The 23,962-nt window shown below is 60.0% G+C and carries 28 protein-coding genes and 1 tRNA gene; 6 read left to right on the top strand and 23 right to left on the bottom strand.

The window, feature by feature from the left end:
* Positions 1–921, bottom strand: a complete 921-nt coding sequence (locus ACZRMO_RS17830; RefSeq protein WP_463973668.1) for a LysR family transcriptional regulator — start codon at positions 919–921, stop codon at positions 1–3.
* A 133-nt stretch (positions 922–1,054) separates the two neighbouring features.
* Between ACZRMO_RS17830 and ACZRMO_RS17825 the strand changes: the two genes are divergently transcribed.
* A complete protein-coding gene (locus ACZRMO_RS17825; RefSeq protein WP_463973667.1) occupies positions 1,055–1,495 on the top strand; it encodes a nuclear transport factor 2 family protein in 441 nt (146 codons plus the stop codon).
* 26 nt (positions 1,496–1,521) lie between these two features.
* Positions 1,522–2,649 carry an alkene reductase gene (locus ACZRMO_RS17820; RefSeq protein WP_463973666.1) on the top strand — a complete coding sequence of 376 codons (1,128 nt, stop codon included), beginning with the start codon at positions 1,522–1,524 and terminating at the stop codon, positions 2,647–2,649.
* On the opposite strand, the gene ACZRMO_RS17815 is transcribed toward ACZRMO_RS17820, so the two are convergent.
* From ACZRMO_RS17815 to ACZRMO_RS17790, 6 genes are all read right to left on the bottom strand, one after another.
* A complete protein-coding gene (locus tag ACZRMO_RS17815; RefSeq protein WP_124525700.1) occupies positions 2,621–3,100 on the bottom strand; it encodes an Lrp/AsnC family transcriptional regulator in 480 nt (159 codons plus the stop codon). The two genes, ACZRMO_RS17820 and ACZRMO_RS17815, sit on opposite strands and share 29 nt — an antisense overlap.
* Before the next feature lie 713 nt (positions 3,101–3,813).
* Entirely contained in the window at positions 3,814–5,424 is a 1,611-nt protein-coding gene (locus ACZRMO_RS17810) for a gamma-glutamyltransferase family protein (RefSeq protein ID WP_463973665.1), read from the bottom strand.
* Positions 5,425–5,454: 30 nt separating this feature from the next.
* Complete coding sequence (locus ACZRMO_RS17805; protein ID WP_124525702.1) at positions 5,455–6,234, bottom strand: amino acid ABC transporter ATP-binding protein; 780 nt, start codon at positions 6,232–6,234, stop codon at positions 5,455–5,457.
* Between the two features lie 2 nt (positions 6,235–6,236).
* Positions 6,237–7,013, bottom strand: coding sequence for an amino acid ABC transporter permease (locus ACZRMO_RS17800; RefSeq protein WP_017737070.1), 777 nt, complete (start codon positions 7,011–7,013; stop codon positions 6,237–6,239).
* Positions 7,014–7,025: 12 nt separating this feature from the next.
* A complete protein-coding gene (locus ACZRMO_RS17795; RefSeq protein WP_463973664.1) occupies positions 7,026–7,832 on the bottom strand; it encodes an ABC transporter substrate-binding protein in 807 nt (268 codons plus the stop codon).
* Between the two features lie 77 nt (positions 7,833–7,909).
* The gene (locus tag ACZRMO_RS17790) at positions 7,910–8,578 is read right to left on the bottom strand and encodes a GntR family transcriptional regulator (protein WP_463973663.1); all 669 of its coding nucleotides are present in this window, start codon (positions 8,576–8,578) and stop codon (positions 7,910–7,912) included.
* A gap of 350 nt (positions 8,579–8,928) precedes the next feature.
* Here ACZRMO_RS17790 and ACZRMO_RS17785 point away from each other — a divergent pair, with 350 nt between their 5' ends.
* Positions 8,929–9,780: a lipopolysaccharide biosynthesis protein gene (locus ACZRMO_RS17785; RefSeq protein WP_463973662.1), complete on the top strand. Its 852-nt coding sequence runs from the start codon at positions 8,929–8,931 to the stop codon at positions 9,778–9,780.
* A 64-nt stretch (positions 9,781–9,844) separates the two neighbouring features.
* Here ACZRMO_RS17785 and ACZRMO_RS17780 read toward each other — a convergent pair whose 3' ends face one another.
* The 10 genes from ACZRMO_RS17780 to thrS form a co-directional block, all read right to left on the bottom strand.
* Positions 9,845–10,276 carry a glycine zipper domain-containing protein gene (locus ACZRMO_RS17780; protein ID WP_124525707.1) on the bottom strand — a complete coding sequence of 144 codons (432 nt, stop codon included), beginning with the start codon at positions 10,274–10,276 and terminating at the stop codon, positions 9,845–9,847.
* Between the two features lie 361 nt (positions 10,277–10,637).
* A tRNA-Pro gene (locus ACZRMO_RS17775) sits at positions 10,638–10,714 on the bottom strand.
* A 90-nt stretch (positions 10,715–10,804) separates the two neighbouring features.
* The gene (locus ACZRMO_RS17770) at positions 10,805–11,161 is read right to left on the bottom strand and encodes a MerR family transcriptional regulator (protein ID WP_010209127.1); all 357 of its coding nucleotides are present in this window, start codon (positions 11,159–11,161) and stop codon (positions 10,805–10,807) included.
* Positions 11,142–11,444 carry an integration host factor subunit alpha gene (ihfA, locus tag ACZRMO_RS17765; protein ID WP_002553164.1) on the bottom strand — a complete coding sequence of 101 codons (303 nt, stop codon included), beginning with the start codon at positions 11,442–11,444 and terminating at the stop codon, positions 11,142–11,144. Before ihfA ends, ACZRMO_RS17770 begins: the two co-directional genes overlap by 20 nt.
* A gap of 3 nt (positions 11,445–11,447) precedes the next feature.
* Positions 11,448–13,826, bottom strand: coding sequence for a phenylalanine--tRNA ligase subunit beta (gene pheT, locus ACZRMO_RS17760; protein ID WP_463973661.1), 2,379 nt, complete (start codon positions 13,824–13,826; stop codon positions 11,448–11,450).
* Positions 13,827–13,852: 26 nt separating this feature from the next.
* Positions 13,853–14,869 carry a phenylalanine--tRNA ligase subunit alpha gene (gene pheS / locus ACZRMO_RS17755; RefSeq protein ID WP_017737822.1) on the bottom strand — a complete coding sequence of 339 codons (1,017 nt, stop codon included), beginning with the start codon at positions 14,867–14,869 and terminating at the stop codon, positions 13,853–13,855.
* Between the two features lie 109 nt (positions 14,870–14,978).
* Positions 14,979–15,335, bottom strand: a complete 357-nt coding sequence (gene rplT, locus ACZRMO_RS17750; protein ID WP_003174975.1) for a 50S ribosomal protein L20 — start codon at positions 15,333–15,335, stop codon at positions 14,979–14,981.
* 30 nt (positions 15,336–15,365) lie between these two features.
* Complete coding sequence (gene rpmI / locus ACZRMO_RS17745) at positions 15,366–15,560, bottom strand: 50S ribosomal protein L35 (RefSeq protein ID WP_002553160.1); 195 nt, start codon at positions 15,558–15,560, stop codon at positions 15,366–15,368.
* A gap of 60 nt (positions 15,561–15,620) precedes the next feature.
* Positions 15,621–16,172: a translation initiation factor IF-3 gene (infC, locus tag ACZRMO_RS17740; protein ID WP_169850653.1), complete on the bottom strand. Its 552-nt coding sequence runs from the start codon at positions 16,170–16,172 to the stop codon at positions 15,621–15,623.
* Positions 16,172–18,094 (bottom strand): threonine--tRNA ligase, encoded by a 1,923-nt coding sequence (gene thrS, locus ACZRMO_RS17735; RefSeq protein ID WP_122773355.1) that lies wholly within the window; start codon positions 18,092–18,094, stop codon positions 16,172–16,174. The genes infC and thrS overlap by 1 nt, the downstream gene beginning before the upstream one ends.
* Positions 18,095–18,460: 366 nt before the next feature.
* Between thrS and ACZRMO_RS17730 the strand changes: the two genes are divergently transcribed.
* Together ACZRMO_RS17730 and ACZRMO_RS17725 are read left to right on the top strand one after the other, a co-directional pair.
* Positions 18,461–18,775, top strand: coding sequence for a hypothetical protein (locus ACZRMO_RS17730; protein ID WP_017737825.1), 315 nt, complete (start codon positions 18,461–18,463; stop codon positions 18,773–18,775).
* 289 nt (positions 18,776–19,064) lie between these two features.
* Positions 19,065–19,277, top strand: a complete 213-nt coding sequence (locus tag ACZRMO_RS17725) for a cold-shock protein (RefSeq protein WP_003234260.1) — start codon at positions 19,065–19,067, stop codon at positions 19,275–19,277.
* 73 nt (positions 19,278–19,350) lie between these two features.
* Here the strand turns inward: ACZRMO_RS17725 and ACZRMO_RS17720 are convergent, their stop codons facing one another.
* A complete protein-coding gene (locus ACZRMO_RS17720) occupies positions 19,351–19,671 on the bottom strand; it encodes an I78 family peptidase inhibitor (RefSeq protein WP_463973660.1) in 321 nt (106 codons plus the stop codon).
* Between the two features lie 143 nt (positions 19,672–19,814).
* Positions 19,815–20,123, bottom strand: coding sequence for a hypothetical protein (locus ACZRMO_RS17715; protein ID WP_463973659.1), 309 nt, complete (start codon positions 20,121–20,123; stop codon positions 19,815–19,817).
* A gap of 170 nt (positions 20,124–20,293) precedes the next feature.
* Between ACZRMO_RS17715 and ACZRMO_RS17710 the strand changes: the two genes are divergently transcribed.
* The gene (locus ACZRMO_RS17710) at positions 20,294–20,506 is read left to right on the top strand and encodes a hypothetical protein (protein ID WP_124525710.1); all 213 of its coding nucleotides are present in this window, start codon (positions 20,294–20,296) and stop codon (positions 20,504–20,506) included.
* Between the two features lie 33 nt (positions 20,507–20,539).
* Here ACZRMO_RS17710 and ACZRMO_RS17705 read toward each other — a convergent pair whose 3' ends face one another.
* The 4 genes from ACZRMO_RS17705 to ACZRMO_RS17690 are packed head-to-tail and all read right to left on the bottom strand — an operon-like array spanning position 20,540 to position 23,959.
* Positions 20,540–21,568 carry a nucleoside hydrolase gene (locus tag ACZRMO_RS17705; protein ID WP_463973658.1) on the bottom strand — a complete coding sequence of 343 codons (1,029 nt, stop codon included), beginning with the start codon at positions 21,566–21,568 and terminating at the stop codon, positions 20,540–20,542.
* Between the two features lie 26 nt (positions 21,569–21,594).
* On the bottom strand, positions 21,595–21,999 hold the full coding sequence (gene rbsD, locus ACZRMO_RS17700; protein WP_448183796.1) for a D-ribose pyranase: 405 nt from the start codon (positions 21,997–21,999) through the stop codon (positions 21,595–21,597).
* Positions 21,996–22,913, bottom strand: a complete 918-nt coding sequence (rbsK, locus tag ACZRMO_RS17695; protein WP_463973657.1) for a ribokinase — start codon at positions 22,911–22,913, stop codon at positions 21,996–21,998. The genes rbsD and rbsK overlap by 4 nt, the downstream gene beginning before the upstream one ends.
* Before the next feature lie 23 nt (positions 22,914–22,936).
* The gene (locus ACZRMO_RS17690) at positions 22,937–23,959 is read right to left on the bottom strand and encodes a LacI family DNA-binding transcriptional regulator (protein WP_463973656.1); all 1,023 of its coding nucleotides are present in this window, start codon (positions 23,957–23,959) and stop codon (positions 22,937–22,939) included.
* Positions 23,960–23,962 lie beyond the last annotated feature (3 nt).

Raw genomic sequence — 23,962 nt, 5'->3', positions numbered from 1 at the left:
TCAGCGCCCGCCAAATACCTCGCAGTGTTGCTCGGCCATGGCCAGCAGCGCGTCCACCACCACCCGCACTTTGGGTTGCACATAACGGGTGTGCGGCCAGATCACGTGAATCGGCATGGTCGCTCCCGCACAGTCGTCGAGCACCGTGACCAACGCGCCGCTGCGCAGGTGCTCGGCCACCAGCCAGGTGGGCAATTGGCACAAGCCGGCGCCGTCGAGCGTCGCCCGCAGCATCACGTCGCCGTCGCCGAACTCATGGCGCACCCGCACTTCCTGCTCTTCCACCGCCCCCTTGGCATTCGTCAACAGCCAGGTCTTACGCAGCCCGCTGCGCCAGCCAATGATGCAGTCGTGCGCCAACAGGTCGGTCTTGCTGTGCAATGGCGCAGCCGCTTGTAGATACTGCGGCGCGGCGCAGATCACCAGGCGTTGCTCGCCCAGGCGCCGGGCGACCAGTTCCGGGTCGTCGCGCAGGTCGCCGATGCGTACCGCCAGGTCGATGCCTTCGTTGACCATGTCCACTTTGCGCTCGCCGAAAGTTATGGTCAGGTCCAGTTGGGCATAACGCCGGGCCAGCGTAATCAGCATCGGCGCGATATGCCGGCGGCCGAACGCTGCGGGCAGGTCGATGCGCAAACGCCCCTTGGGTTCGGCGACGCCGCTCAAGAAGCTGCCTTCGACCCCGCGCAATTCCTCCATGACCCGCAGGCAACTGGCCAGGTACACCTCGCCTTCATGGGTCAGGCTCAACTTGCGCGTGGTGCGGTGCAGCAACTTGATCCCCAGGCGTTTCTCCAGGCGGCTCACGCTTTTGCCCACGGCCGAGCTGGTCACGCCCAACTGCAAGGCTGCAGCGGTGAAGCTGCCCAGTTGCGCCGCGAGGATAAATTCGGGGATGCCGTCGAATTGCAGGGTGTCCATGGGCGCCTCCGTCTGGGAAAGCCTGGATTCTATCCTGCCAGGATCAACTGAGCGTATTTATCGGGGATTAATCCAACCGCCACGCTGGAATAAGCTGGTCATCATTGTTCAATGACCACCCCAGCGAGGTCCCATGCACGCCGATCTGAACCGTCTCGTCACCCTGGAAGCCATTCGCACCCTGCGCCTGCGCTACTGCCATCACCTCGATACCTACGACATGGACGCGCTGGCGCAATTGTTTACCGCAGACGCGGTGTGCCACGTCGCCAGAGCGGGCTGGACCGGCCGCGAAGCGATAAAGGCCGGGCTGTCCCAGGCCTTTCGCGACTTTGATACGCAGCAACGCGGCCGTTATCCGTTCTTGCATGCCGTGTCCAACCACTGGATCGAGATCCTCGACGAGGACCGCGCCGAAGGCCGTTGCTACCTGACCGACTTCGTCACCCAGCGCCCGACCGGGGACAGCCCATTGCTGCTGCTCGGCGTGTACGTCGATGAATACCGCCGCGTGCAGGGAGAGTGGTTGATCAGCAGCACACGCCTGGACGTGGTGTGGCCACAGGCGTCCTGAACCTTCGTCACTTGCGGAGAATTTCCATGAGCAACCTGTTCCAACCCTACAACCTTACCGGCACCACGCTGGCCAACCGCGTGGTGATGGCGCCGATGACCCGCGCCCGTGCGCTGGACGACATCCCGGATGAACACACGGTGCTGTACTACGCGCAACGCGCCAGCGCCGGGTTGATCATCAGCGAAGGCGCACCGATTTCCCGCGAGGGCTGCGGTTACCTGTTCAACCCTGGGCTGTACAACGATGCGCAAGTCCAAGGCTGGCGCCGGGTCACCGATGCGGTGCATGCCAAGGGCGGCAAGATGTTCGCGCAGTTGTGGCATGTGGGGCGCGTCTCCCATGTGTCGATTCAGCCTGATGGCGGTGCGCCGGTGTCGTCGGTGGCGGTGACTGCCGCGCGGTCGAATGCTTATGCGTGGGTCGCTGAAGACCAGCCGGGGCCGGTGCAGGCCAGTATGCCGCGAGCCCTTGAGGCCGATGAAGTACGGCGCGTGACAGCCGACTTTGTCAGCGCCGCACGCCGCGCGATGGACGCCGGTTTCGACGGCGTCGAATTGCACGGTGCCAATGGCTATTTGTTCGAACAGTTCCACAACGGCGCGCTGAACACCCGCACCGACGAATACGGTGGTTCCATCGCCAATCGCCAGCGCTTCCTGCTGGAAACCCTTGATGCGTTGGCCGCCGAGATTGGCAGCGCGCAGGTCGGCGTGCGCCTTTCGCCGTTCGGTCGGCTGTTTGATATGCACCCGTACGCGCAAGAAGCCGAGGCTTGGCTAAGCCTCGCCGAGGCACTGAATACGCGCAGCCTCGCTTATGTGCATTTGAGCGATCAACTGACGATTGGCGCCGAAGCGATTCCCGCCGGGTTTGCCACGCAATGGCGCCAGGCTTATCAGGGCACGCTGATCGCGGCGGGCGGTTTCACGCGCGCCTTGGCCGAAGCGGTCTTGGCAAAAGGCGATCTGGATCTGGTGGCATTCGGGCGCCCCTTCATTGCCAACCCGGACCTGGTGGAGCGCATGCAGCACGACTGGCCGCTGGCCGAAGGTGATCGCGCCACGTTCTACGGCATCGACGGCAACCCGACGCGGGGTTACACCGACTATCCGCCCGCCAGCGTTACGCCGGCACCTGCAAGCCAACCTTGACCCGATCCAGCGCGACCAGGGTCTTGAACCACTTCACATTGGGGTTCTCGGCAAACAGCTGCCCGGCGAGGTCCTGGTATTCCTGCATACTCGCCACGTTGAGCACCAGCACGAAATCCGCCTCGCCGGTGACGTAGTAACACTGCTGCACCTGGGGTACGCAGAAGCTGGCTTTGGTCGCCGCCAGCGCTTCGGCGCTGGTGCGCTCCACGGAAACCTCGGCAATGATGGTGATCGGCTTGCCGGCTTTGGCCGGGTCGACCACCGCGACATTCGCGATGATCACCCCGCCCTCTTCCAGACGCTTGATCCGCCGCTGCACGGCGGCGGTGGAGAGGTTGACCTTTTCGGCCAGGGTACGCAGGGGCACAGCGTTGTCATGCTGGACCAGGGCCAGGATCGACCAGTCGAAACCGTCCAGGTCCAGCGTGGAAGATGCGGGTTTGGCCATCGGGGGGCGCGCTCGACAAGGTGAGGGGGGATGTCGAACACAGCCTCGATTTGGAGAGCGGTGACGACTTGGGCGCCAATACTATCCCAAGTGTTCTGGTGTACGGGTGCAAGGCTGGGTGCGATGTTGCCTGGGCTGGCGCCTTCGCAGCGATGCGGCGACCCGACAAGCCAGCTCCCACATTTTGAACGATGTACACCTGACACAGCCTGTAAACCCAATCCCCTGTGGGAGTTGTCGAGCTTTAGCGAGGCTACGAAGGCGGTGGGTCAGGCAGCGGAAATGCTGCCTGACCCACCGCTATCGCAGGCAAGCCAGCTCCCGCATTTTGAACGGTGTACACCTGACACAGCCTGTAAACCCAATCCCCTGTGGGAGTTGTCGAGCTTTAGCGAGGCTGCGATGGCGGTGGGTCAGGCAGCGGGAATGTTGCCTGTGCCGCCGCTTTCGCAGCGATGCGGCGACCCGACAAGCCAGCTCCCACATTTTGAGCGGTGTACACCTGACACAGCCTGTAAACCCAATCCCCTGTGGGAGTTGTCGAGCTTTAGCGAGGCTGCGAAGGCGGTGGGTCAGGCAGCGGGAATATTGCCTGTGCCGCCGCTTTCGCAGCGATGCGGCGACCCGACAAGCCAGCTCCCACAATTAACCGGGTTCACAGGTCAAAATGTGGGAGCAACTGTGTTGACGGGGTCCACAAGGCAAAATCGTCCTCACCACACGGCGATATGGGAGTCCGCTCGCGGCTCTGTGCCGCCGCACAATACGCCGCTGACCGGGTCGCGCAGGATGATTTGCCCGCGGCCGTAGTCGGTGAGGTCGCTGGCGATTTGCACTTGGTGGCCGCGGCGCGCCAGGGCGTTGGCCAGGTCGCGCGAGGCGCCTTGCTCGATGCCGACCTTCATCTCGCCCAGCCATTGCCAGCGCGGCGCGTCCAGGGCGGCTTGCGGGTTGAGGCCGAAATCCACCAGGTTCATCACCATCTGCACATGGCCCTGGGGCTGCATGTAGCCACCCATCACGCCGAACGGGCCAAGGGCCTGGCCGTCTTTGGTGAGGAAGCCGGGGATGATGGTGTGGAAGGTTTTCTTGCCCGGCGCCAGGCAGTTGGCGTGGGTGGGGTCGAGGCTGAATTCCTGCCCACGGTTCTGCAGGGCGATGCCGCTGTCGGGCAGCACCACGCCGGAGCCGAAGCCGTGGTAGTTGCTCTGGATGAACGAGACCATGTTGCCTTCGGCGTCCGCCGTGGCCAGGTACACCGTGCCGCTGGCGTGGGGGTCGCCGGGTTTGGGCGGCTGGGCCTGTTCGCCGATCTGCGCGCGGCGGCGGCTGCTGTAGTCGTCGCTCAACAAATCCGCAACGGCCACGCGCATGTGCAGCGGGTCGGTGATGTAGTGCAGGCCGTCGCTGTAGGCGAGCTTCATGGCTTCCAGTTGGCGGTGCCAGGTCTGTTGGCTGTCGCGGTGATCGAAGCTGAAGCCTTCGAGGATTTTCAGCGCCATCAGGGCGACGAGGCCCTGGCCGCTGGGGGGGATTTCCCAGACGTCGACGCCACGGTAGTTGACGTGGATCGGCTCCACCCACTGCGCGCGGTAATCCTTGAGGTCGCTGGCGCGCAAGTAGCCGCCGCTGGCCCGGGAGTGGGCATCCAGGCGCTCGGCGAGAGCGCCGCGATACAGGCTTTCGCAGCGGGTTTCAGCGAGTTCTTCAAGGGTGCGGGCCTGGGCTGGGTTGCGGAACAGCTCCCCGGCCCGAGGCGCGCGGCCGTCGATCAAGAAGGTGGCGAACCAGGCATCCAGCACCGGGTCGCGATGGGGGCTGAATTCATCCAGGGCGATCTGCCATTGATGGGCAACCACCGGCGACAGCGGAAAACCGTCCCGTGCCAGGCGGATGGCCGGTTGCAGCAACTCGGCAAACGGCAGCTTGCCGAATCGTTGCGACAACTCGGCCCAGGCTGATGGGCAACCGGGCACTGTGACGGGGGTCCAGCCATACAGCGGCATCTGTTCATGCCCCGCAGCCTTGACCGCCTCGACACTCAAGGCCGCCGGTGCATGGCCGTTGCCGTTCAGGCCATGCAACTGGCCCTTGCACCAGACCAACGCGAACGCGTCACCGCCCAGGCCGCAGCCAGTGGGCTCGACCACCGTCAACGCGGCCGCCGTGGCGATGGCGGCGTCGATGGCGTTGCCGCCCTGTTGCATGATCTCGATACCGGCCTGCGCAGCCAGCGGTTGGGACGCCGCGACCATGCCGCGTTGGGCAAACACGCTCTGGCGTTGCGACGGATAAGGGTACTCGTGAGCCGAAAATTTCAACATGGCAAAGGGTCTTCCACACTAGGTTTCAGGTCATAACACGCGGCTGAGAAACGCACGGGTACGTGGGTGGCTGGGGTGGCTGAAAATCTGTTCCGGCGGCCCCTGTTCGATCAGTTCGCCCTGGTCGAGCACCACCACACGGTCGGCCACTTCACGGGCAAAGCCCATTTCGTGGGTGACCACCACCATGGTCATGCCCTCCTCGGCCAACTCCTTCATCACTTGCAGCACTTCGCCGACGGTCTCCGGGTCGAGGGCGCTGGTGGGTTCGTCGAACAGCATGGCCTGGGGTTTCATCGCCAGGGCGCGGGCAATCGCCACCCGCTGTTGCTGGCCGCCGGAAAGCATCGACGGGTAATGGTTGGCCTTGTCCGCCAGGCCGACCCGCGCGAGCAAGCCACGCGCCTGCTCCAGGGCTTCGGCACGCGGAGTGCCGAGCACGTGGATGGGCGCTTCGATAATGTTTTCCAGGGCGGTCATGTGCGGGAACAGGTTGAAGCGCTGGAACACCATGCCGATGTCGCGGCGCTGGCGGGCGATGTTGCGCTCCGAATCACGCACCAGGCTGCCGTCGCTGCGTTCGCGGTAGCCCATGGCACGGCCGTTGACGCGGATGCGCCCGCCCTGGATGTCTTCCAGCAGGTTGATGCAACGGATGAAGGTGGTCTTGCCCGAGCCCGAGGCGCCGATCAGCACCACCACTTCGCCGCGTCGCACTTGCAGGGAGATGCCCTTGAGGATCTGCAAGTCGCCGAACGACTTGTGCAGGTCCTGGGCGTCGATGATCAGTTCGTCACTTTTATGCGCCATGGTTAGCGTCCCCTCAGCAGTTTCAAGGTGCTGCGCCCGAACATGCGGCTGGAGGCCGGTGGCGGCGCCGAAGGCCGGTCGGACTGGCCGAAACGCGCTTCCAGCCAACGCTGAAAAAAGCCCCACAGGGTGGTGAGCATCAGGAAGTAGATCGCCACCACCAGGTACAACTCGAACACACGGAACGTCGCCGAGGTGACCATCTGCGTGCTGAGCAACAACTCCTGCACACCGATCACGCTGACCAGGGTGGTGTTCTTGAGCATCACGTTGAACTCATTGCCCAACGGCGGCACGATTACGCGGAACGCCTGGGGCAGCACAATGCGCCGCATCAGCTTGGCGAAGCCCATGCCCAAGGAACGCCCCGCTTCGTATTGGCCCTTGTCCACCGCACCGATGCCGGCGCGGATGATCTCGGCCATATACGCGCCTTCGTTGAGGCCCAGGGCGATGATGGCCGCCTGGATATTGCCGGGCACAATCAGGCCGAACAGCTCGATGTCCTCGAAACGAAACAGCCCGCCCGCCGCCAGCGCCGTGTACAGAAACACGATCTGCACCAGCAGCGGCGTGCCGCGCATCAACCACACATAAAACCGCACCGGCAGGTGCAACAGCGGGTTCTTCGACAGACGCAACAGCGCCGCCGCCAGCCCCAGCGCGCACCCCAACAGCATGGCCAGCACGCTGATCAGGCACGTCAGCCAGAGCCCGTTGAGGTACACCCCGCTGGGCTGTAACAGGTACTGCCAGAACACATCCCAATTGAAATTCATCGCCGCCCAGCCTCAGTCGAGTGTGTCGCTGCTGACATGCCATTTGTTCAACAGCTGCACGTAGCTGCCGTCGCTGCGCATATCGCTGATCACCTGCTGCACGGCGGCGGTCAGTTGTGGATCGTCCTTGCGCATGCCCAGGCCGGTGAGGATGCGACTGAACGCCGGCACGCCTTCCTCGAACAGATCCGGGGCCATTGCTGCGTAATAACCGGCGGTTTCCACGGTGGTGCCGTAGGCGTCCACCTGACTGATGCGCAGGGCCTGGAAGGCGTCGGTGTCGGTGTTGTACACCACCAGTTTCATCGGTGGCTTGCCGGCTTTGACCAGGCTTTCGTTCTGGGCGTCGAGCAGGGTCTTGATGGTGGAGCCATTCAGCACCGCGACCTTGTGCGCGGACAAGTCATCCAGGGTCTTGATGCCCTTGGGGTTGCCCTTGGGCACCACCACCGACTGGCTGGAATACATGTAGTTGACGATGTCGATCACCTGGCGCCGTTCGGGCTTGTCGAACAGTTGGTCGACAATCATGTCGCACTGCTGCGCGAGCAAGGCCGGCACCAGGCCAGAGAACGGGATCACCCGCCACTGCACCTGTTTGTCGCCCAGGCGCTTGGCGATTTCGAGGCCCAGGTCGACGGTCAGCCCGCGCGGTTTCTGTGCTTCATCGAAGGACACCAGGGGCGGCGAGTCCATCCCCGAGCAGTAGGTGAGTTTGTCGACTTTCTGCAAGCGCTCCGGCACTTGGAGTGCCGCAACGGCCCCTTGTGCGCAGAGCCCGAGGGAGACAGCCACCAGCAAGGCGCGGCGTTTATGCATGACCAGACACTCCAGTTCGTTGGTTAACGGGGCAGGACTCAAAGTCAAAACACGGGCGGGCTTGGGCCCACCTCTGATTATTTTTCCGATTGCAAAAACTGGATCAGCGCCGGCACGGTGCCTTCGATGTGCTCACGCACCACGGCTTCGGCGCGGGCAGCGTCGCCGACACGGATGGCATCGAGGATCACCGCGTGTTCCTGGCGGGCGCTGAGGGGTTTGTCGCCGTGCTGCAACCACAGGCGCATAGGCGCTTCCACCAGCGAGTACAGGGCCGAAATCTGCTTCATCAAACGCGGGCGGCCACTGAGGCTGCACAGGTATTCGTGAAACGCGCGGTGACGGCTGACCCACGCGGCGCTTTCGTCGCGGTAGTCATCCATTTCGTCGAGCATGCGTTCCAGGGCAGCCAATTGGCGCTCGCCGATCCGCCCCACTGCGACACGCACCGCCAGGCCTTCGAGAGCGCTACGCATCTCGAACACCTCGTGCAACTCGTCGATATCCAGGCCGCTGACGATGGCGCCGCGATTGGGCCGCAGCGTCACCAGGCCCTGGGCATCCAGGCGACGAAACGCTTCGCGCACCGGCATGCGGCTCATGCCGATTTCGCTGGCGATGTCTTCGGCAATCAGCCGGTCGCCCTTGCGGTAACGGCCGTTGCAAATGGCGTCGAGCAGGAAGTTGTAGGCCTCCTCCTCGGCGGTGAGGGGCTGGCGGTCAACGTAAGCGGGGGCAAATTGCATCGGCAGCACCTTTTGAATTTTTGTATCCAATTATCCACGAATACAAAAAGGCAGGATGCGTGCCAACTAATCTGGGGATGAACCAAGTGATTGATTTGGATGGAGTACCGGGAAAATATCGATCGTCAAGCCAAGCGCTTGTGTAGGAAATTGCTACCAAATGGCTCAGAAAGCGCACCGTCTGTGGGCTGAAGTAACGGTGAGTGCGCATGAATGCTGCCAACTCTGGGAAATATCCCACTCAAAAATCGGCGCTTAGGCTGATTAACTTTGTTTTAAGAAGGAACTCAACGATGCCTCCTAAGGTCGGGTGATGTAAGAACTTTCTTCTAACTTCAAGGTTGGGCCTGATGAAACAGACATCCTTCGTCGCCATGGAGCATGCCGGTAGCACTCAGCAAGCTTTACACGCCCCCTTCACCGCCAGCTGGCTCTCGACCCAATACGCTCTGGACCTGAGCGATTTTGAAGCCTGCCGGAACACCGAGTCGGGCGCAGTCTTCATCATTGCCTCCGGACCATCAGCCAAGTCGTTTCCCCTCGGGCAATTTGCGCACGTGCCAATGATCACGATGAATGGCGCCATCTCGATGTTTCTGGACACTGACATCAAGCCGTACTTTTACGCCTGCACGGACAGAAGTTTCTCCGAACAGCAGCCCGATTTATTCAAACACGCCATGGCAATCAGCCAGAGGGTTGCGCTGTGGGAAGACCACGCGCGATCTGCGCATGTTCGCCCCACGGGGCGGCTTTACCCGTTGTCCAAAGCCAAGCGGCCTTCCTGGCTGGAATCTGTGCTGGGCAAACACAACGCATTGGTCGTCAATCATCCCTTGCTGCCCAGCCGCGAAAGACCGCTGGGGTTCAGCAAAGACATGAGCGAGGGCTTTTTTGATGCGCGAACCGTGGCCTATCTGGCCATACAGCTGGCGTTCCATGTGGGGTTCACCCAAGTCTTTCTGGTGGGCGTTGATCTGGACGAGCGCTCAGGCAGGTTTTACGAGAACGCAGAATCCACTCACTCACCCTGCGGGCTCGATCAACACTACTTCACGCGCATATTGCCGTCGTTCGAATTGATGTCCGATAAGGTTATCGGTGATGACTTCAGGGTTTACAACCTGTCTGACATCTCGAGAATTCCTGACAGTGTTGTCCCGCATGCCACCCTGGCAGATGTCGAGGAAATGCTCGCGTAAGACAGCGAAGCCAGAAACGAGAAGCCCGGCGCTGGGCCGGGCTTCAATGTAACAACGTCAGGCACTAACGATGCTTGTTCTTGTGTTTATGCTTGTTGTTGCCTTTGTGCTTCTTACCATCCGATCTATGACTACTCTCATCATCTGCCAGGTTATTCCCCAGCGCGCCGCCGGCTGCACCCCCTACACCAGCGCCGATAGTCGATCCCGTTGTGCCTCCGAGACGATTACCAATGAGCGAGCCGCCGGCTGAGCCGATACCGCCACCTATTGCGGCTTCCGCTCTGTTGCCTCGTTGAGCGCCGACAGCACTACCGGCTGCACCACCAACACCTGCGCCTACCGCTGCGCCGGTTGAGCCACCGAGTTGTTGACCTACGATATTGCCAAGTGCACCACCAACGCCGCCTCCAAGAGCGGCTGTGCCATCTCCGGCGGCCATCGCTCCTTGCGAAATGAGGGCGCCCAAAACCAGGGCGGGTAGTGTCATTTTCATTTTGTGAACCTCTATGGGTTGTCAGCAGGCGCTCACGGTTTCAAGCACGCCTAGCATTAGGATTAGAACAAAAGGCCGAAGTTCTATACCGACTATGCCCAGGGGCGAATGGTTGTAACAAGGTATGCCGTGATGGAGGCGGCTATGCAGTCACTGTAATGGGGACAGACGCCCCAGATACGACGAACCCCGCGTTGGGCGGGGCTGTGAGTGAACCGCTTTCTTCTGGATTTGGTTCAGCTTCTTTGGCGTGGGCTCGCGTCCGGCCGCCGAGTGCATGGGGCAGGCGTGAAGTCCCGCAAAAATCACGCACATGAAAAAGGCCAATGCTGTGAGCATTGGCCTAAATCACTGAAAAATATGGTCGGGACGGAGTGATTCGAACACTCGACCCCTAGCACCCCATGCTAGTGCGCTACCGGACTGCGCTACGCCCCGACTAGGCGTGTTACTGGGTTTGCTTCTTAACGAAGCGACCCGAAATATACCGCAAGCTTTTGAAATGTGGAAGTATTTTAAAAGCTTGAATCACTTCTTCAAAACCACCAGCACATCTTCCAGTTCGGCGATCATCTGGCGGATCATTTGCTTGTATTGGGTGGTGTCGTCTTTGGCTTCATCACCGGACATACGCTGGCGCGCACCGCTGATGGTGAACCCCTGGTCGTACAGCAACGCGCGGATCTGTCGGATCATCAGCACGTCCTGGCGCTGATAATACCGACGGTTCCCGGTGCGTTTGACGGGGTTGAGTTGAGGAAACTCCTGCTCCCAATAGCGCAGCACGTGCGGTTTGACCGCACAGAGCTCGCTGACTTCACCAATGGTGAAGTAGCGTTTGCCTGGGATGACGGGTAGCTCGTCGTTATGACTTGGTTCCAGCATAAGCCTCAACTCGGGCCTTCAACTTCTGCCCTGGACGAAAGGTGACCACACGGCGAGCCGTGATCGGGATTTCTTCTCCCGTTTTTGGATTGCGGCCAGGCCGCTGGCGTTTGTCCCGCAGGTCAAAATTGCCGAAACCGGACAATTTGACCTGCTCGTTGTCTTCCAGAGCGTGTCTGATTTCTTCAAAAAACAGCTCGACCAATTCCTTGGCCTCGCGCTTGTTCAGACCCAGCTCTTCGTACAGACGTTCCGCCATCTCAGCTTTCGTCAAAGCCCCCATACGTCACTTCCTTAACGTGGCGTTCAACCTTTGTTCGAGCGAGGTGAGGATATTTTGTGTCGTGGTATTCACCTCATCGTCATTAAGAGTGCGCGATGGATGCTGCCAGGTCAAGCCAACTGCAAGGCTTTTTCTATGCGGATCAATACCTTTACCCTGATAGACGTCAAATAGCCTGAGGTCTGTCAGCCATTCCCCTGCATTTTCACGGATTACATCCAGAACGGCAGTGGCGGCCACTTCACGGTCGGCGATCAAGGCCAGGTCGCGGCGCACTTCAGGGAAGCGCGACAGCTCGCTGAATTTAGGCATCTTGCCAGAAGCCACTTCAGCCAGGACCAGCTCGAACACGAACACCGGACGGTCAAGACCGAGGGTTTTCGACAGTTCCGGGTGGATGGCACCAACGAAACCAACCAAACGCCCTTCACGCTCGATACGCGCAGTCTGGCCCGGGTGCAACGCCGGGTGGCTGCCTGGCAGGAAGGTGAAGGCATCCAGTGCACCGGCGAAGCCCAGTACCGCTTCCACGTCAGCCTTGACGTCGAAGAAGTCCACGGCATCGCGGCCCTGCGCCCAGCCTTCCGGCAGACGGCTACCGCACACCACGCCAGCCAGCATCGGCTCTTGTTTCAGGCCATCGAGTTGGCCGACAAAACGCAGGCCGCTTTCGAACATGCGCACGCGGTCTTGCTGACGGTTCAGGTTGTGGGAAAGTGCTTTCACCAGGCCTGGCCACAGGGACGAACGCATGGCCGCCATGTCGTTGGAAATCGGGTTGGCCAGCAACAGCGGCTCGACGCCCGGGTTGAACAGTTCGAACTGCTTCGGGTCGATGAAGCTGTAGGTCACCGCTTCCTGGTAACCACGGGCAACCAGCAGGCGACGCAGCTCAGGCAGGTGCGCACGCGCCTCGGCCTTGGGTTGTGGCGCCAGACGCGCTTGCGGGTAACGAACCGGCAGGCGGTTGTAGCCGTACAGGCGCGCCAGTTCTTCGATCAGGTCAACTTCGAGGCTGATGTCGAAACGATGACTTGGCACTTCAACGTGCCACTGCCCTTCCCCGCTCACGGAGATAGCCAGGCCCAGGGCCGACAACAGTTGCTCGATTTCAGCCGGCTCGATCACCAGGCCCAGCATCTGCTCGACGCTTTTGGCACGCAGGGTGATTGGCGCAACGGACGGCAAGTACTGTTCGTTGACGGTTTCGGTGATCGGGCCGGCTTCGCCGCCGGTGATCTCCAGCAGCAGGCCGGTGGCGCGCTCCATGGCTTCACGGGCCAGCTGCCAGTCCACGCCACGCTCGTAGCGGTGCGAAGCATCGGTGTGCAGGCCATAGGAACGGGCCTTGCCAGCGATGGCGATCTGGTCGAAGAACGCGCTTTCAAGGAAAACGTCGCGCGTGGTAGCGGACACACCGCTATGCTCGCCACCCATCACGCCGGCGATTGCCAGGGCGCGGGAGTGGTCGGCGATGACCAGGGTGTCGGCACGCAGGCTGACTTCCTGGCCGTCGAGCAGCACTAGCTTCTCGCCTTCTTCAGCCATGCGGACGCGGATGCCACCATTGATCTCGGCGAGATCGAAGGCGTGCAGCGGCTGACCCAGCTCCAGCATCACGTAGTTGGTGATATCGACGGCAGCGTCGATGCTGCGTACGTCGGCGCGACGCAGACGCTCAACCATCCACAGCGGCGTTGGCTTGGACAGGTCAACGTTACGGATCACACGACCCAGGTAACGCGGGCAGGCGTGTGGCGCCAGTACTTCAATCGGACGGACTTCGTCGTGTACAGCCGGCACGCTGGCAACCACTGGACGGGTGACCGGCGCGTTGTACAGCGCACCCACTTCACGGGCCAGGCCGGCCAGGGACAGGCAGTCGCCGCGGTTCGGGGTCAGGTCGACCTCGATGCTCGCGTCTTCCAGCTCCAGGTAAACACGGATGTCCTGGCCTACTGGTGCATCAGCCGGCAGTTCCATCAGGCCATCATTGCCCTCGCCTACTTGCAGTTCGGCTTGGGAGCACAGCATGCCGTTGGACTCGACGCCACGCAGCTTGGCCTTCTTGATCTTGAAGTCGCCCGGCAACTCGGCGCCGATCATCGCGAATGGGATCTTCAGGCCCGGGCGCACATTGGGCGCTCCGCACACGACCTGGAAGGTTTCCGCACCGCTGCTGACTTGGCACACACGCAATTTGTCGGCATCCGGGTGCTGCTCGGTGCTCAGCACCTCGCCCACGACCACACCGCTGAAAACACCGGCGGCCGGCGTAACGCTATCGACCTCAAGACCGGCCATCGACAGACGGGCAACCAGCTCGTCGCGACCTACCTGCGGGCTTACCCAGCCACGCAGCCATTGTTCACTGAATTTCATCCTGCTCTCCTAAAGATTCGTTACGACTAGCGAAATTGCGCGAGGAACCGCAAGTCGTTGTCGAAGAACAGACGCAAGTCATTCACGCCGTAACGCAGCATGGCCAGACGCTCAACGCCCATGCCGAAGGCAAAGCCCGAGAACTCTTCCGGGTCGATCCCGGACATGCGCAGCACGTTGGGGTGAACCATGCCGCAGCCCATCACTTCCAGCCAGCCGGTCTGCTTGCACACGCGGCAGCCTTTACCGCTGCACATCACGCATTCCATGTCGACTTCAGCGGACGGCTCGGTGAACGGGAAGAACGATGGACGGAAACGTACCGCCAGCTCTTTCTCGAAGAACACGCGAAGGAACTCTTCGATGGTGCCCTTGAGGTCAGCGAAGTTGATATCGCGATCAACCAGCAGGCCTTCGACCTGGTGGAACATCGGCGAGTGGGTGATATCGGAGTCGCTACGGTACACACGGCCTGGGCAGACAATGCGGATCGGCGGCTTGTTCGCTTCCATGGTGCGGACCTGTACCGGCGAGGTATGGGTGCGCAACAGCATGTTCGCGTTGAAATAGAAGGTGTCGTGCATCGACCGGGCCGGGTGGTGGCCTGGGATGTTGAGCGCCTCGAAGTTGTGATAGTCGTCTTCGACCTCAGGGCCTTCGGCAATGCCGTAGCCGATATGGGTGAAGAACTGCTCGATACGTTCCAGAGTCCGGGTGATCGGATGCAGGCCGCCCGAGGCCTGGCCGCGGCCAGGCAAGGTCACGTCAATGGACTCGGCGGCGAGTTTGGCCGCAAGATCGGCCTCCTCCATCGTCGCCTTGCGCGCATTGAGCACCTCTGTAACACGCTCCTTGGCGACGTTGATCAGCGCACCGACTTGCGGACGCTCTTCAGCCGGCAAATTCCCCAGGGTCTTCATCACCTGAGTCAATTCACCCTTTTTGCCAAGGTAGTGAACCCGGATTTGCTCCAGGGCATTGATATCTTCAGCGCTTTGCACAGCCTCAAGAGCTTGAGCGACGAGCGCGTCCAGGTTTTCCATGTACAGACTCCAGATACAAAATAGGGGAAGAGCTTGAAGGCTCTTCCCCTATTTAAGACGTTTACCACCTTGGGCTACAGGAGTAGCCCAGGGTGATTGTCGGGGGTACTTAAGCCAGAGTGGCTTTAGCTTTCTCGACAATCGCAGCAAACACCGCTTTTTCGTTCACTGCCAGTTCGGCCAGAACCTTACGGTCGATCTCGATGGAAGCTTTTTTCAGGCCAGCGATGAAACGGCTGTAGGACAGACCGTTAACACGTGCACCAGCGTTGATACGAGCGATCCACAGAGCGCGGAACTGACGTTTTTTCTGACGACGGTCGCGGTAGGCGTATTGGCCTGCTTTGATTACCGCTTGCTTGGCAACACGGAATACGCGTGAACGCGCGCCGTAGTAGCCTTTAGCAAGTTTCAGAATTTTTTTGTGACGTTTACGGGCAATGACGCCACGCTTTACACGAGCCATGAGTTTCTTCCTCTAGTCTTGATCCAAAAATTAACGAAGGCGCAGCATGCGCTCGACTTTTGCCACGTCAGACGGATGCAGCAAGCTGCTACCGCGCAGTTGACGCTTACGCTTGGTCGACATTTTGGTCAGGATGTGGCTCTTGAAAGCGTGCTTGTGCTTGATACCGTTAGCAGTTTTCAGAAACCGCTTAGCAGCACCACTTTTAGTCTTCATCTTTGGCATGTTCGGATACTCCGCATTCAGTTGATAAACATAATCAGAAGGCCTGCCGTGCCCTGTTGATTACTTCTTCTTTTTCGGGGCGATGACCATGATCAGTTGGCGTCCTTCCATCTTAGGATGCTGTTCGACCGAACCGTACTCGAGCAGGTCAGCTTCAACCCGCTTGAGGAGTTCCATCCCCAGCTCCTGGTGGGCCATCTCACGGCCGCGGAATCGCAAGGATACCTTGGCCCTGTCCCCATCACTCAGGAAACGTACCAGGTTGCGCAGTTTTACCTGGTAATCCCCTTCCTCCGTCCCTGGACGAAACTTGATTTCTTTTACTTGAATCTGCTTTTGGTTCTTCTTCGCCGCAGCAATCTGCTTCTTCTTTTCGAAGATCGATTTGCCGTAGTCCATCACCCGGCAAACAGGCGGGACTGCGTCGGCGGAGATTTCCACCAGGTCCAATTTGGACTCTTCAGCGATACGAAGCGCTTCATCAATCGAGACGATGCCAATCTGCTCGCCGTCAGCGCCAATTAACCGAACCTCGCGTGCCGAGATATTCTCGTTGATCGGGGCTTTCGGTGCAGCTCGTTTATCTTGTCTCATTTCACGCTTAATAATAATTACTCCGAATCTGGGCGACCACGCCGGGAAACCGCTTGCGCGAGGAACTCAGCGAACTGGGCGACGGGCATCGAGCCCAGGTCAGCACCTTCACGAGTACGCACAGCGACAGTCTGCATCTCGACTTCCCGATCTCCGATAACCAAAAGATAGGGAACCTTGAGCAAAGTATGCTCGCGGATTTTAAAGCCGATCTTTTCATTTCTCAAGTCGGACTTGGCACGAAACCCGCTTTCGTTGAGAGTTTTTTCAACTTCAGCGGCAAAATCTGCCTGTTTATCAGTGATATTCATGATCACTGCCTGGGTCGGCGCCAGCCACGCAGGGAATGCACCCTCGTAGTGCTCGATCAGGATCCCGACGAACCGCTCGAACGAGCCGAGGATCGCCCGGTGCAACATAACCGGGTGTTTACGGCTGTTGTCTTCGGAGACGTATTCGGCTCCCAGACGGATCGGCAGGTTAAAATCGAGCTGCAGGGTACCACACTGCCAGACGCGGCCAAGGCAATCTTTCAGCGAGAACTCGATCTTCGGACCGTAGAAAGCGCCCTCGCCCGGCTGCAGATCGTACGCAAGGCCCGCACTGTCCAGCGCTGCGGCCAATGCTGCTTCGGCGCGATCCCACAGCTCGTCGGAACCGACGCGTTTTTCCGGACGAGTGGACAGCTTCATTTCGACGTCGGTGAAACCGAAATCGCGATAAACGTCCATGGTCAGTTTGATGAACGCAGCGGATTCAGCCTGCATCTGCTCTTCGGTGCAGAAGATGTGGGCGTCGTCCTGGGTGAAGCCGCGCACACGCATGATGCCGTGCAACGCACCCGATGGCTCGTTACGGTGGCAAGCACCAAACTCGGCCAGGCGCATCGGCAACTCGCGGTAGCTCTTCAGGCCCTGGTTGAACACCTGCACGTGGCAAGGGCAGTTCATTGGCTTGATGGCGTAGTCGCGGTTTTCGGACTGGGTGGTGAACATGTTGTCGGCGTAGTTGGCCCAGTGCCCGGATTTCTCCCAGAGACTGCGGTCAACGACCTGGGGAGTCTTGATCTCCAGGTAGCCGTTGTCGCGCTGCACCTTGCGCATGTACTGCTCAAGCACCTGGTACAGGGTCCAGCCGTTCGGGTGCCAGAACACCATGCCCGGCGCTTCTTCCTGGAGGTGGAAGAGGTTCAGGCGCTTGCCGATCTTGCGGTGGTCGCGTTTTTCGGCTTCTTCGATGCGCTGGATGTAGGCAGCCAGCTGCTTCTTGTCAGCCCAGGCAGTACCGTAGATCCGCTGCAGTTGCTCGTTCTTTGCGTCGCCGCGCCAGTAGGCACCGGACAGCTTGGTCAGCTTGAACGACTTCAGGAAGCGTGTGTTCGGCACGTGCGGGCCACGGCACATGTCGACATATTCTTCGTGGTAGTACAGGCCCATGGCCTGCTCGTCCGGCATGTCTTCCACCAGGCGCAGCTTGTAGTCTTCGCCACGGGCGGTGAACACGTCGATCACTTCGGCGCGCGGCGTGACCTTCTTGATCACGTCATAATCTTTTTCGATCAGGGCGTGCATGCGCTGTTCGATGGCGGCCAGGTCGTCCGGAGTGAAAGGACGCTCGTAGGCGATGTCGTAATAGAAGCCTTCATCGATGACCGGGCCGATCACCATTTTCGCCGTCGGGTACAGCTGCTTGACCGCGTGGCCAATCAGGTGAGCGCAAGAGTGGCGAATGATCTCCAGCCCTTCTTGATCCTTGGGGGTGATGATTTGCAGGCTGGCATCGGAGGTGATCAGATCACTGGCATCAACCAGTTTGCCGTCGACCTTGCCGGCCACGGTGGCCTTGGCCAGGCCAGCACCAATGGATGCGGCGACCTCGGCTACGGAAACCGGATGATCGAATGAACGTTGACTGCCGTCGGGAAGAGTAATAGTTGGCATGGCGCCTCCTCTCCTAGTGGTGACCCCTACCAAAGGTCACGTGGGTTGGGATGAGCCAGTACAAGATCCAACACCAGGCCGTTCAGAGATGAACGCCTGCCTTACAGCGGCAGGAGCCTTTCGGCCAACCGATAATCGAACCAGAGTGACTGGAGTGAGCTAAAAAGAACATGGCAAGGCGGCAAATGGCGCGCCTGGAAATAGCCAGGGCACCGATGCTAGCACAGATGAACGGTCATCGCGCCGACGCCATGCCAGGTAATGACAAATTCCAGGCTTTGTCGCTGCAAAACGGAACTTGAGCTGTACGCAGCGCCTCAAACCCACTGAGAATCGCCGTTCGTCCCCGACCCAAAGGAGCATCCCATGATGCGTTTCACCTCGACCCTCGCTCTCGCTGCCTCCCTGACCCTCCTGTCCCTCGGCGCACAGGCAGCGGCCCCGTCGAACTGGCCGGCCGGCGCCCGCGACAGTTTCGTCAACGACTGCAGCGCCGCAGCCAGCCAGAACGTGGATGCCAAAACCGCCAAAGACCACTGCGAATGCGGCGCTGACAAGATCAATGCCGAATTGACCACGGCAGAAATCACCGAACTGATGAAAAACCCGAACGCCAAGCCCGAGCTTAAAAACAAAGCGGTCGCGGCTATTTCGTCGTGCAAAGTTGTGAAGAAAAAGTAAGAAAGACCAATGATCAGACCGACGTTTCGCTGAAAAAACAGCGCAAAAACTGCTATTTCACACAAATTACGCAGCTTTTACGGCTTTTTTTACCAGCTGATATTTCGCACCAAAGCCCCGTAGATCGGGGCTTTCAGCGAAACCAGGCATTAAACGCAACGCTATTGATTAGCAAACAATGCCTTGGGGGGGCTCCCAAGCCGAACATTTCGACTATGATAGCCCGGTGTGCCCAGTTGGCCTGAGCAGCACAGCACTACTGAAAATATATGTTTCTTGGAGATACACCATGTCTAATCGCCAAACCGGCACCGTTAAATGGTTCAACGATGAAAAAGGCTTCGGCTTCATCACTCCTCAAGGTGGCGGTGACGACCTGTTCGTACACTTCAAAGCTATCGAAAGCGACGGTTTCAAAAGCCTGAAAGAAGGCCAAACCGTTTCCTTCGTGGCTGAGAAAGGCCAAAAGGGTATGCAAGCTGCACAGGTTCGCGGCGAGTAATTCTCCGCTGAGCTAAAAAAAACCCCGTCCATGTGACGGGGTTTTTTATGGGCGCTGCAAAAGCTGGAAACGATCAGCCGCAGTTGACGCGCGTAATCACCAGGTTGTCATCGGTGTTCAGGTTCAGGCGGTCGGAGCGGTATTCCAGGGTGATCATGTCGTTAGGCTTGAGAATCCGCGCGTTCTGAGCACCGGCCCGGGTACGGGCCTGCTCCAGCAACTGAGGCGAGGCTTTCTGGCCGATCGTGAACTCAGCGGCTTTCGATTCACAGCGGCTATGACCAGCATCGGCCACGGCGGCGTCTTTGCCTGGCTCAGAGGCACCCGGGGTGCTGCAACCCGCCAACGCGAGTGCTGCCAACAAAGTGCCGAATGATGCGAGCTTCCAAGGCATGAAGCCTCCTATGATAAAAATGGACAGAGATCGTGCGACAGCTGTGAGGCGGATTGGTTTCAAGACGTAAACCGCCGGACGGCAAGTCTGCCTGACTCTCGATCGGCATACGCCCGATCAATCGTCACCAGATATGAACGTACTCAGTAGACGTCAATGTAGTCAAACGGCGGCTTCGGCCAGTTCTGCTTCAGTGCATTGAAAATCTGCATGACCCAGACTTCGTCGCTGGCAGCCACATTACCGACATAGCCCGCCCCCTTGGCCCAGGTCTCAAGGCGAAACAACAAGCCGTCGATGTCCACGCCCCCCACTGCTTTACCGGAAGAGATATAGGCAATACCGGCCTTGGTGACCCGCAATTGGGTGTGTTCATCGTCGCTGGCGCTGGCGATCAGTTGGCGCACGGCGGCCAAGGTCAAGTTCGCGGGGTTGTTCAAATCGATCTGCACGCGGTGTTCCCCGGCAATTAAACAGGCGGACAGTGTCGCACAGCACTTCACTCATCCCGAAGCGCCTTATGCCTAAGTATCAGTGCCAAAGACGATACAAAATGGTTAACTGCCGGCGTAAGAGCTGCGCTCCAGCGCACTGCCCAGTATTTCAGCCCCGTGAGACCTTCATGACCACCGTAACGCTGCAAGCCGACATCAAAGCCAAGTGGCCCCAAGGGCAGAGCTCCTATAGCCCAGGAAGCACAGAGGAGTTGGCGATCATCGGCATCGACCTGCTGGTAAAGGAACTGGGCACCCAGGCGGCGCAGGCGTTCATCGCCCAGGTATTTGCAAAATACCCGGCCGACCACATGGGCGCGCACGACCCCGAGCGCGAATAAGAACCGGCCGGCGAGCGCCGACCGGCAAGGGTATTACTTGAGACGCGCGAGGCGCTCGGTCAGCAGGTCGAAGAAGCCTTGAGCGTCGCCGTTTTCAACCCAGAACACGTTCTTTTCCTGCTTGAGACCATCATACCAATCGACAATGGTCTGGCCGAAAGTCGGGCCCTCGCGACTGTCCACCACCATATTGGCCTGGCGACCGCTGAACAGTGACGGTTTGAGCAGGTAGGCAATGACGGTGGCGTCATGCACCGGGCCACCCGGGATGCCATAGTGCTCCATGTCGCCCTTGACGTATTCGTTGAGAATGTTGCTCACGACCTTGCTGGCGTTGCTGTTCAGGTCGGCAATCTTCTTCAGCCGTGCGTCACTGGTCAGCACTTTGTGGGTCACGTCCAGTGGCAGGTACGTCAACTTCACGCCGCTCTTGAGCACGATCTCTGCCGCCGCCGGGTCCGCAAACAGGTTGAACTCCGCCACCGGCGTGATATTGCCGCCGTTGAAGTGCGCACCGCCCATGACCACCACTTCCTTGATGCCCTGGGTAATTTCCGGGGCCTGGGTCAATGCCAACGCCAGGTTGGTCTGCGGGCCCAGCATGGCAATGGTGATGCTGTGGGGTTTGGCGGTACTCAAGGTCTTGATCAGATAGTCAACGGCATTGCCGGCGGCCAGGCCTTTTTTCGGCTCGTGCACGGTAACGCCGGAGATGCCTTCCTTGCCATGGATGTTCTCGGCATAGATCGGTGTGCGCAGCAGCGGCTTGGGCGCACCGGCGTACACCGGAATATCCTCGCGCCCCGCCCACTCGCGGGCCAGCCGCGCGTTGCGTGAGGTCTTGTCCAGACGCACGTTACCGGCGACGGTAGTCAGCGCACGAATACTCAGCTCTTCCGGCGAGGCCATGGCGAACAGCAACGCCACCACGTCGTCAGCACCGGGATCCGTATCAATGATCAGGTCGATTTTTTCCGCCGCGTGGGCGCTGGCTGCAGTGAGTGCGGACAAGAGCAGAACACTCCGAAACAGATTTCTCAGGGTTGGAAGACTACGTTGCATAAAACACTCCTTGTTGTGGGGACACTCTAGAAGGTTACGCCGGACACCAGCGCGATATTGCAATAAGGCTGGCACTCACCCGTACGCACCACGGCACGCGCCTTGCGGCTGAGTTGCTTGAACTCTTCGTGGCTGAGCAGACGCCGCTCACCGAGCGCCGCCTGCTCGGCAAGCGTGTTCAGGTCGGCCAGCGCCGGCGGTTGCTTGTGCAGGATTTCTTGCGCCAACACGTGGCTTTCCACCTGCATTTCACTGAGCACAATGCGCAAGGTGCTGATGAAATCAGGAATGCCCTGGGTCAGCGCCAGGTCGATCAACTCGACACCCGGCGGCACGGGCAAACCGGCATCGCCGATGACCAGGATGTCGCCATGCCCCAGGGAGGCGATCACGCGCGACAGGGCGATATTAAGCAATGGGGTCTTTTTCATGAGGGTACAAAACCTTGTACGTCGTGCAGCGTAGGAATAGAGGGTTGCGCGCCGGCGCGGGTCACCGACAGCGCGGCCGCGACCTGGCCGAAACGGATGGCCTCGGCCTCGCTTTTGCCGTTGGCCAGCGCCGCGGCAAAACCACCAACAAAGGTGTCGCCCGCCGCAGTGGTATCCACCGCATTGACCTTGGGCGCCAGAAGATGCTCAAAAGCCTGGCCGTCGGCAAACAGCGCGCCCTGGGAACCCAAGGTGATGATGACTTTGCCGGCCCCCGCCTTGATCAGTTGCGTCGCGGCAAGCTTGGCGCTCTCCAGGGAATCGACTGTCACACCGCTCAGCGCCGTGGCTTCGCTTTCATTGGGGATCAGGTAATCGATCGAGGCATACCACTGCGCAGGCAATGGGCCGCTGGCCGGCGCTGGATTGAGGATCACGGTCTTGCCCAGCTCACGACCTCGCTTGAGCGTATAGCCCACGGTCGCCATCGGCACTTCGAGCTGGCAGATGATCACATCGGCCGCCTGCAACACCGCGTCAGCCGCCTGCAACGAGGCGGGCGTCAATTCACCGTTGCTGCCGGCGACGATCACAATCGCATTCTGGCTGGTGTCATCCACCACGATCAGCGCCACGCCGCTGGAGCCGTCCACGCGGCTGACGGCCTGACAGTCGATGCCCTCCACCAGCAGCGCATCACGCAGCTGGACACCATAGGCATCGCTGCCGACGCAGCCAACCATCGCCACCTCGGCGCCCAGCCGCGCCGACGCCACTGCCTGGTTGGCACCCTTGCCACCAGGCACCGTGGAGAACGTCTGGCCAATCAGGGTCTCTCCGGCACGCGGCAACCGGCTGGCGCGGGTGACCAGGTCCATATTCAAGCTGCCTACTACCACTACGTTTGCGCACATACATCAATACTCATCAATTCGGTTCAGCGGTATTGGGCAAACACACCGGCGACGGGTGCCGTGGACTCGCGCAACACAATGCTCGGCTTCACGATGCGTTGATCGATCGGCAGTTGGGGTGTCGCAATTCGTCGCAATAAAAGCTCCGCCGCCGTCTCGCCCAGTTGCACGATCGACTGCCCGACCGTGGTCAGCGCCGGGTACACGTAGCGGCCCATTTGAATGTCATCGAAACCAATCACCGACAGCTCGCCAGGCACGCGAATATTGCGCTCGGCGGCCGCACGCAACACGCCGAAACCAATCATGTCGTTGCTGGCAAAAATGGCGCTGGGCGGATTTTGTGCCAGTAATTGCACAGCGGCAGCATAACCGCCCGTACTGGTGAAATCGCTTTCCTGGGTGCGATTGGCCACCACCTCTACGCCCGCCTCGGACAGCGCACGGTGATAACCCGCCAGGCGCATCTGCGCGACGCGGGTGTGAGCCGGCCCGCCGATGCAGGCGATGTCGCGGTGGCCCAACTCTAGCAAGTGCCGGGTCGCCAGGTACCCGCCCTCCTCGTGGTCAATGCGCACCAGATCGACATCAATGCCTTGCAGCGCCCGGTCGACAATGACCATCGGCGTGCGCACGGCGCTCAAGCCAGCGGCAAGGCCACTGTCATCGCCACCTACGGAAGTCACGATCAAGCCATCGATGCGCTTTTCCAGCAATACCCGCAAATAGTTACGCTGCTTTTCTGCGTTATCGTCGGAGTTGCACAGGATCACGCAGTAACCATTACGCTCGCAATAATCCTCGATGCCCCTGGCCAGTTCGGCAAAGTACGGGTTGAGGCTATTGGGCACCAACAGGCCAATCGTGGCCGTGGTCTTGGCCTTGAGCGAACGCGCGACAGCACTGGGCACGTAGTCGAGCTGCTTGATCGCCGCTTCGACTTTGATGCGCACTGGCTCACTCACCGGGCGCGTCTTGTTCACCACATGGGACACCGTGGTGTAGGAAATACCTGCAAGCGCTGCCACATCCTTGATCGTCGCCATGGC

This window comes from Pseudomonas sp. B611 (genome assembly GCF_055407965.1).
Note: the sequence above shows the minus strand (reverse complement) of the source record. Positions and strands in the feature narration are given on the sequence as shown.

What these genes read in the sequence shown, in the direction of transcription:
- ACZRMO_RS17830 (WP_463973668.1), bottom strand. Translation starts at nt 921, where the DNA reads ATGGACACCCTGCAATTCGACGGCATCCCCGAATTTATCCTCGCGGCG.
- ACZRMO_RS17825 (WP_463973667.1), top strand. Translation starts at nt 1,055, where the DNA reads ATGCACGCCGATCTGAACCGTCTCGTCACCCTGGAAGCCATTCGCACC.
- ACZRMO_RS17820 (WP_463973666.1), top strand. Translation starts at nt 1,522, where the DNA reads ATGAGCAACCTGTTCCAACCCTACAACCTTACCGGCACCACGCTGGCC.
- ACZRMO_RS17815 (WP_124525700.1), bottom strand. Translation starts at nt 3,100, where the DNA reads ATGGCCAAACCCGCATCTTCCACGCTGGACCTGGACGGTTTCGACTGG.
- ACZRMO_RS17810 (WP_463973665.1), bottom strand. Translation starts at nt 5,424, where the DNA reads ATGTTGAAATTTTCGGCTCACGAGTACCCTTATCCGTCGCAACGCCAG.
- ACZRMO_RS17805 (WP_124525702.1), bottom strand. Translation starts at nt 6,234, where the DNA reads ATGGCGCATAAAAGTGACGAACTGATCATCGACGCCCAGGACCTGCAC.
- ACZRMO_RS17800 (WP_017737070.1), bottom strand. Translation starts at nt 7,013, where the DNA reads ATGAATTTCAATTGGGATGTGTTCTGGCAGTACCTGTTACAGCCCAGC.
- ACZRMO_RS17795 (WP_463973664.1), bottom strand. Translation starts at nt 7,832, where the DNA reads ATGCATAAACGCCGCGCCTTGCTGGTGGCTGTCTCCCTCGGGCTCTGC.
- ACZRMO_RS17790 (WP_463973663.1), bottom strand. Translation starts at nt 8,578, where the DNA reads ATGCAATTTGCCCCCGCTTACGTTGACCGCCAGCCCCTCACCGCCGAG.
- ACZRMO_RS17785 (WP_463973662.1), top strand. Translation starts at nt 8,929, where the DNA reads ATGAAACAGACATCCTTCGTCGCCATGGAGCATGCCGGTAGCACTCAG.
- ACZRMO_RS17780 (WP_124525707.1), bottom strand. Translation starts at nt 10,276, where the DNA reads ATGAAAATGACACTACCCGCCCTGGTTTTGGGCGCCCTCATTTCGCAA.
- ACZRMO_RS17770 (WP_010209127.1), bottom strand. Translation starts at nt 11,161, where the DNA reads ATGCTGGAACCAAGTCATAACGACGAGCTACCCGTCATCCCAGGCAAA.
- ihfA (WP_002553164.1), bottom strand. Translation starts at nt 11,444, where the DNA reads ATGGGGGCTTTGACGAAAGCTGAGATGGCGGAACGTCTGTACGAAGAG.
- pheT (WP_463973661.1), bottom strand. Translation starts at nt 13,826, where the DNA reads ATGAAATTCAGTGAACAATGGCTGCGTGGCTGGGTAAGCCCGCAGGTA.
- pheS (WP_017737822.1), bottom strand. Translation starts at nt 14,869, where the DNA reads ATGGAAAACCTGGACGCGCTCGTCGCTCAAGCTCTTGAGGCTGTGCAA.
- rplT (WP_003174975.1), bottom strand. Translation starts at nt 15,335, where the DNA reads ATGGCTCGTGTAAAGCGTGGCGTCATTGCCCGTAAACGTCACAAAAAA.
- rpmI (WP_002553160.1), bottom strand. Translation starts at nt 15,560, where the DNA reads ATGCCAAAGATGAAGACTAAAAGTGGTGCTGCTAAGCGGTTTCTGAAA.
- thrS (WP_122773355.1), bottom strand. Translation starts at nt 18,094, where the DNA reads ATGCCAACTATTACTCTTCCCGACGGCAGTCAACGTTCATTCGATCAT.
- ACZRMO_RS17730 (WP_017737825.1), top strand. Translation starts at nt 18,461, where the DNA reads ATGATGCGTTTCACCTCGACCCTCGCTCTCGCTGCCTCCCTGACCCTC.
- ACZRMO_RS17725 (WP_003234260.1), top strand. Translation starts at nt 19,065, where the DNA reads ATGTCTAATCGCCAAACCGGCACCGTTAAATGGTTCAACGATGAAAAA.
- ACZRMO_RS17720 (WP_463973660.1), bottom strand. Translation starts at nt 19,671, where the DNA reads ATGCCTTGGAAGCTCGCATCATTCGGCACTTTGTTGGCAGCACTCGCG.
- ACZRMO_RS17710 (WP_124525710.1), top strand. Translation starts at nt 20,294, where the DNA reads ATGACCACCGTAACGCTGCAAGCCGACATCAAAGCCAAGTGGCCCCAA.
- ACZRMO_RS17705 (WP_463973658.1), bottom strand. Translation starts at nt 21,568, where the DNA reads ATGCAACGTAGTCTTCCAACCCTGAGAAATCTGTTTCGGAGTGTTCTG.
- rbsD (WP_448183796.1), bottom strand. Translation starts at nt 21,999, where the DNA reads ATGAAAAAGACCCCATTGCTTAATATCGCCCTGTCGCGCGTGATCGCC.
- rbsK (WP_463973657.1), bottom strand. Translation starts at nt 22,913, where the DNA reads ATGTGCGCAAACGTAGTGGTAGTAGGCAGCTTGAATATGGACCTGGTC.
- ACZRMO_RS17690 (WP_463973656.1), bottom strand. Translation starts at nt 23,959, where the DNA reads ATGGCGACGATCAAGGATGTGGCAGCGCTTGCAGGTATTTCCTACACC.